The sequence below is a fragment of the Burkholderia sp. TSV86 genome (genome assembly GCF_001522865.1).
In the GTDB taxonomy this organism is placed as follows: Bacteria; Pseudomonadota; Gammaproteobacteria; order Burkholderiales; family Burkholderiaceae; genus Burkholderia.
On record NZ_LOWB01000002.1, the window covers coordinates 29,235 to 35,234 of the forward strand.

Sequence of the window (6,000 nt, forward strand, 5' to 3'; positions counted from 1 at the left end):
TGTGCCAGACGCCGGCGGCCTTCCAGCAGCTTGCGGCGGTGCCGCACCGCGGCCTTCGGGTCCGCTGGGTGGTTATGGGCGGCGACGCCTGTCACGCGTCGTCGATCGCCGGCGCCGATCCCGTCGAATATCCGCGCATCGCGAATCTATACGGCATCACCGAGACGACCGTGTTGACGACGTTCGAGCCTCTGGAGCGCGGTCGGCAGGTCACCATCGGACGGCCGATTCCGGGCCAGAGAGTCTATCTGCTGGACCGGCATGGGCGCCTCGCGCCGCCGAGCGCGACAGGCGAGATCCACATCGCGGGAGAGGGCATCGCGGCCGGCTATCTGGGCGCGCCGGCGCTGACGGCGCAGCGGTTCGTCGTGGACCCGCACCGGCCCGACGAGCGGATGTATCGCTCTGGGGATCTGGGCCGGTTTCTGGCGGATGGCCGCCTGGAATTTCTAGGTCGCGCGGACAGTCAGGTCAAGATTCGCGGCTACCGGATCGAGCTTGGCGAGATCGAGCGCACGCTGTCCTCGCTGGCTGGCATTGACGGCGCAGTGGTTGACGTTCGCGAGGGCGTGGGTGGCCGCCGGTTGGTGGCCTGGTATGCGGCGGCGGCCTGCAAGGACGCGCAGCAGGTTCGCGCGGCCCTGAAGCAGCGGCTGCCGGACAGCATGATGCCGTCGGTGCTGATTCGGGTCGACGGATTCGCGCTGACCGCCAACGGCAAGATCGACCGTCGCGCGCTTCCCCAGGAAAGCGTGCAGATAGAACCGGCGCAGGGGCCGCGCAACGCGCTTGAAAAGACGCTCGCTGCGATCTGGTGCGAGGTGCTGGGCCGCGACGCGATCGGCGTCCATGAAAACTTCTTCGACGCCGGCGGCGACTCGCTCGCGATCGTCCGGGCGCATGGCCTGATGACCGACCGCCTGCCAGGTGCCGAACGTCTGCGCGTGGTCGATCTCTTCCAGCAACCCACGATCGCTGCGATCGCCTCGCAAATCGCCACCGGCGACGCCCGCCAAGCCACGGCCGACGAGCCGGACGAGCGCGCGCGGCGCCGCCGTCGCCGCACCATGGAACGCCGTCAAAAGATCGAGAGGGAATACAAATGAGCACTCCACACGTAGCGATCATCGGCATGGGTTGCAGGTTTCCCGGCGCGGACTCGCTCGAGCAGTTCTGGAACAATCTGGCGAACGGCGTCGAGTCCGTCACATTCTTCGGCCCCGCCGCGCCAACCGACGCCGGATACGAGGTTTATGCCGCGGGCATCCTCGACGATGTCGCCGGGTTCGACGCGGCGCTGTTCGGTCTCAATGCACGGGAAGCCGAGCGGATGGACCCTCAGCACCGCGTTTGGCTCGAATGCGCATGGGAGGCAGCCGAGCGCGCCGGCTACGATCCGAGGCGGCTGCCCGGACGCACCGGCGTATTTGCCGGCGCCGGCTTCAATGAATATCTGGTTCGCAATCTCGTGCCGTCGGCGTCGGACGGCGATCTGTCGCTGCTGCTTACCAACGAGCCGTCGTTCCTGCCGTCGCGGCTGGCTTATTTGCTGGGTTGCACCGGGCCGGCCGTCGCGGTGTCAAGCGCCTGCTCGACGTCGCTCGTCGCCGTTCATCTGGCCGTCCAGGCGCTTCTCGCAGACGAATGCGACACGGCCATCGCCGGCGGCGTGCGCATCACTACGCCGCAGCGCCGCCCCTACCGTCACGAGCCCGGCGGCATCGGCTCGCCGGACGGCCATTGCCGTGCGTTCGACCGCGACGCCAACGGCACCGTCGGCGGCAACGGCGCCGGCGCCGTGGTGCTGCGCCGTCTGGACGACGCACTGGCCGACGGCGACCCCATTGCCGCGGTCATCCTCGGTAGTGCGGTTTCCAACGACGGCGCGCGCCGGGTCGGATTCACGGCACCCGGCGTTGACGGCCAATGTTCCGCGATCCGCGAAGCGCAAGTGCTGGCTGGCGTGCCGCCGGATTCGATCGGCATGATCGAGGCGCACGGCACCGCGACGGCGCTGGGCGATCCGGTGGAATTCGAGGCGCTGGCTGCCGCATTCCGGCAGGGCACGACGCGGCAGGGCTTCTGTGCGCTAGGCTCGGTGAAGACGAACATCGGCCATCTCGACGCGGCTGCCGGCATCGCGGGTCTGATCAAGACGGTGCTCGCGCTGCAGCACCGAGTGATTCCGCCATCGCTGCATTTTCATGAGCCGAATCCGCGCATCGACTTGGCAAACTCGCCGTTCTTCGTGAACACCGCCGCGCGCCCGTGGCCCGATGCTACGCGGCGCGCGGGTGTCAGTTCGTTCGGCATGGGTGGCACCAACGCGCACGTCGTGCTGGAATCCGCTCCCGAATCCCATCCCGATAAGCGGCGCAACACGACCGGCGACGCCGCCGGCGGCCCGTGGCGGCTCGTGCTGTCGGCGCGCTCCGAGGCGGCCGTGCGGCGGCTCGCGACGGACCTCGCGGATCATCTCGAACGCGAGCGGCCGCCGCTCGCGGATGTCGCATACACGCTCGCGATGTCGCGCGGTGCGTTCGAATGGCGGATTGCCTGCGAATGTACGTCGCTCGACGAAGCAATCGGCTTCCTCAGAAGCGATCTCCCGCCGACGCGCGCCGCAGCCGGTGCGGTGGCCGACACCGTGCGCGGGCGCAGGGTGCCGCTGCCGCCGACACCATTCGAACGTCAGCGTTACTGGATCGATCCGCCGTCGCCGCTCGCGCGCGTGGCGGACCCGGCCGGCTGGTTGTATGCGCCCCGCCTGCGCCAAAGCGAGCCGCTCCGGCAGACGTCGATCGACGCCCGACGGCACTGGCTGGTGCTGCTCGACGAGCATGGCGTGGGGGCGCGCGTCGCGGCGAGGCTGCGCGACGCGGGCGCCCAGGTGGCCGAGATCGCCTATGGCGGCGAGATCGACGCACAAGCGGTTCATGCCGTCGCGGCCGCCGCCGCCGGGCGCCCGTGCTCCGTCATCGCGTTGTGGAGCTTCGCCGCTGGGCCTGCTCCCGACGACGATGCGATGCTGAACCGGCACTACATCAGGCCGGCACTGTGGTTGCGCGCGTGGGCGGACTGCGCGGGCGCCGACGTGGACGTGACCTTCGTCACTGCCGGCGCGCTGACCGGTTTCGACGCGCCCGCCGCGCCCGAACAAGCGATGCTGCTCGGCCTCGCGCGCGCGCTGCCGGCCGAATATCCCGGCTGGCATGCGCGGGTCGTGGATATCGATGCCGCTGCGGCTGATCTCGTCGAATGCATCGTCGCCGAAGCATGCGCGCGGTCGGCCGACGATGCGGTGATCCATCGGCACGGATCGCGCTGGGTCGAAACCTTGGTTCCGATCGGCGCCGCGACGGCGCAGGCGCCGACGATCCGCCGCGACGGCGTGTATCTCGTCACGGGCGGCAACAGCGGCATGGGGCTGGCGATCGGCCGTCATCTGGTCGAGCGCGGCGCGCGCGTGGTCGCGTTGAGCCGGCACGGCGGCCAATCGGCCCCCGGTTTCGCGGCGATCGCGGCCGATGTGGGAGAGCTGGATGCGTTGCGGCGGGCAGTGGAGCGGATTCGTGCCGAGCACGGCCCCATCATCGGCGTCGTCCACAGCGCCGGGATGCCGCCGCACGCGTTGCTGCGCACGGCGACCGACGCCGCGATGCGCGATGTGCTGGCGGGAAAATTCCTCGGCGCGCGCAATCTGCGGCAGGTCTTGCATGCCGATTCCCTCGATTTCGTGGTGCTCTGCTCGTCGTTGCGCGCGCATGTGCCGGCCGCGGGCGCAAGCGACTACATGGCGGCCAACCTCGCGCTCGAGGCGCTGGGCGCTTCGTGGGCGGCCGCCGGTACGCGCGTGCAGGCAATCGCGTGGGACACCTGGAAGGACATCGGCATGGCGGCGGTGTCCGACGAGCGCTTCGTGCCCGACGATCTGCGCACGGCGGGCCTCAGTCCCGATGAGGGTATCAGGAGCCTCGAGATGGCGTGCGCGTGCGGATTCCCGCGCGTCGCCATCAGCACGCGCCACCTCGATGCGCTGAAGGCCCGGGCCCGCGAGGCATTCTCGCTGGCTCGGGCGGCCGACCCGCGCCAACCGGCCGCCGGCTCGCGGCATCCGAGACCGGCGCTCGCGGCGCCTTACGTTGCGCCGCGAACCGCGCTCGAAGCCAAGCTCGCGGCGATCTGGTCCGATGTGCTCGGCTTCGAGCCGATCGGGGTCATCGACGACTTTTTCGACCTCGGCGGCGATTCCGTCGCCACCTTGCAGATCGTCGCGCGCGCGAAGGAGCAGGGCATTCATCTCGATACACACCGGGCCTTCGGCGCACACACCATCGACGAGCTTGCTGCCGCCGGCACCGGGCACGCGGCGCAAGCCGTGCCGCGCGAAACGCCGCTGCCGCTCTCGCCGACTCAGCAATGGCTGTTCAATAGCGGATCGGGCGACGTCAACCGCTTCGTGCAAGGCGTGGTTGTCAGCGTGCCTGCCGACGTCGACGCGGCCGCGCTTGGTGAGGCCATCGACGCCGCGATCGCGCACCACGCGGCGCTGGCGACGCGCTTTGAGCAGACGGCAGCCGGCTGGAAGCAGGTGGCCGGCACGCCCGCGCCGGTCGCCGTCGCCGTTCATTGGCACTTGGGGGCGGCCGACGGGCAACTCGATCACGCACTGGGGATCGGCCGGGTGCTGCAGTGCTCGCTCGACATCCGGACGCCGCCGTTGTTGCGCGCCGCGCTCGTACTTGGCCCCGCCGGCTCGATGCTGGTTCTCGCCGTCCATCATTTGCTGATCGATGCGCTCAGCTGGCGAATGCTGTTGGACGATATCCACGCGCGCATCGGCGTCGCGACGCAGGCGACAGAGCGGCAACGGGCGGCAGCGGATGAATCGTTTTTCCAATGGGCGATCGCGCTCGAGCGCGTCGCCGAAGCAGGGGAGTTTGACGACGACGCGGCCTTCTGGTCATCGCTCGATACGCCGCCGGACGCGTTTCCCGTCCCGCGGCGCGGCGCATCGAGCCGTAGTCTGTACTCGACGCTCACCGTCGCGCAGACGCTGGCGCTCACCGCCAGCCGTCGCCCAGTCGAAGCGCTTCTCGCGGTTGCCGTGGCGCGCGCGATCCGCGGCGCGGGCGAATCGGACCGGGTTTCGGTCGACATCGAATCGTTGGGGCGCGGCTGGTCGCGTGTGCCATACGACGTTTCGCGCACGATCGGCTGGTTCACCGCGATTCATCCGCTTGTCGTGGACACGTCGGCGGACATCGAGGCCGCTGCGGCGCATGCCGCGGCGATGCTGCCGGACGCCCGACGCCGCGCCGTCGCCTACGCGATGCTGCGCCAGGCCGCGCCGGAACGCCTGCCCAAAGCGTTGCGAAGCGACGCGCCGGTATCGCTCGCGTTCTTCCCCACGCCACCCGCCGCGCCCTGCTGGCCGATCGCCGCAATCCTGCCGGCGCCGGAGCACATGCCGGCGCCGCACGCGATCTCGCTCGCCGCGACGATCGAGGATGGAGCGCTGCGCATCGCGTGGCATGGCCAGGACGAGCCGCTCGACGGGCTGACGCTCGACGCCATTGCCGAGCGGGCAATGGACGAACTGCGAACACTGGCGACGGCAGGAACCGCCAGGATGAGCGCCATCCTGGCGCAGTTGGACGTGTCGGAGGCAATCAATGATTGAACGGGTCGCAGCATTTCGGGACGTTGAGGCGACACTCGCGGAATCAGAGGCAGCGCTGGCGGCAGGTGAGTTCGAAGCGGTCGAGCGATTGATGTGTATTAGCCGGGACTTGATCTGACAGGTAGTCGGGCCGACAAAGTACGAGTCATCAATGGGGGATGAGTTTCTCCTTGGCGAGATCGAGCGAATCGAGGAAAGTGCGCATCGGCGTCTTGCCGTAACACCAGCGCCCCTGATGCTCTCGTTCATTGTTGTACTGGTCGAGCCACGCATCAAGGTCCGTCTGCAAGGTGGCGATCGAGTCGTAGATCTTCTTG

General features: G+C 69.2%; 2 protein-coding genes and 1 pseudogene (1 of these 3 cut by a window edge). 2 read left to right on the forward strand and 1 reads right to left on the reverse strand.

The features are described from left to right. Both WS68_RS00190 and WS68_RS00195 read left to right on the forward strand, forming a co-directional pair. Positions 1-1,106, forward strand: partial view of a non-ribosomal peptide synthetase gene (locus WS68_RS00190; RefSeq protein ID WP_059568896.1) — the end only. Its footprint begins 9,799 nt before the window's first position; only the last 1,106 of its 10,905 coding nucleotides appear in the window; its start codon lies beyond the left edge, outside the window; it ends in the stop codon at positions 1,104-1,106. Next, positions 1,103-5,683: a type I polyketide synthase gene (locus WS68_RS00195; protein WP_059568897.1), complete on the forward strand. Its 4,581-nt coding sequence runs from the start codon at positions 1,103-1,105 to the stop codon at positions 5,681-5,683. The genes WS68_RS00190 and WS68_RS00195 overlap by 4 nt, the downstream gene beginning before the upstream one ends. 148 nt (positions 5,684-5,831) lie before the next feature. On the opposite strand, the pseudogene WS68_RS27115 reads toward WS68_RS00195, so the two are convergent. Next, a pseudogene (locus tag WS68_RS27115) lies at positions 5,832-6,000 on the reverse strand (IS481 family transposase); the annotation flags it as partial.

Bases quoted from the DNA above. Each gene is read 5' to 3' on its own strand.
- WS68_RS00195 (WP_059568897.1), top strand. From the start codon at position 1,103: ATGAGCACTCCACACGTAGCGATCATCGGCATGGGTTGCAGGTTTCCC.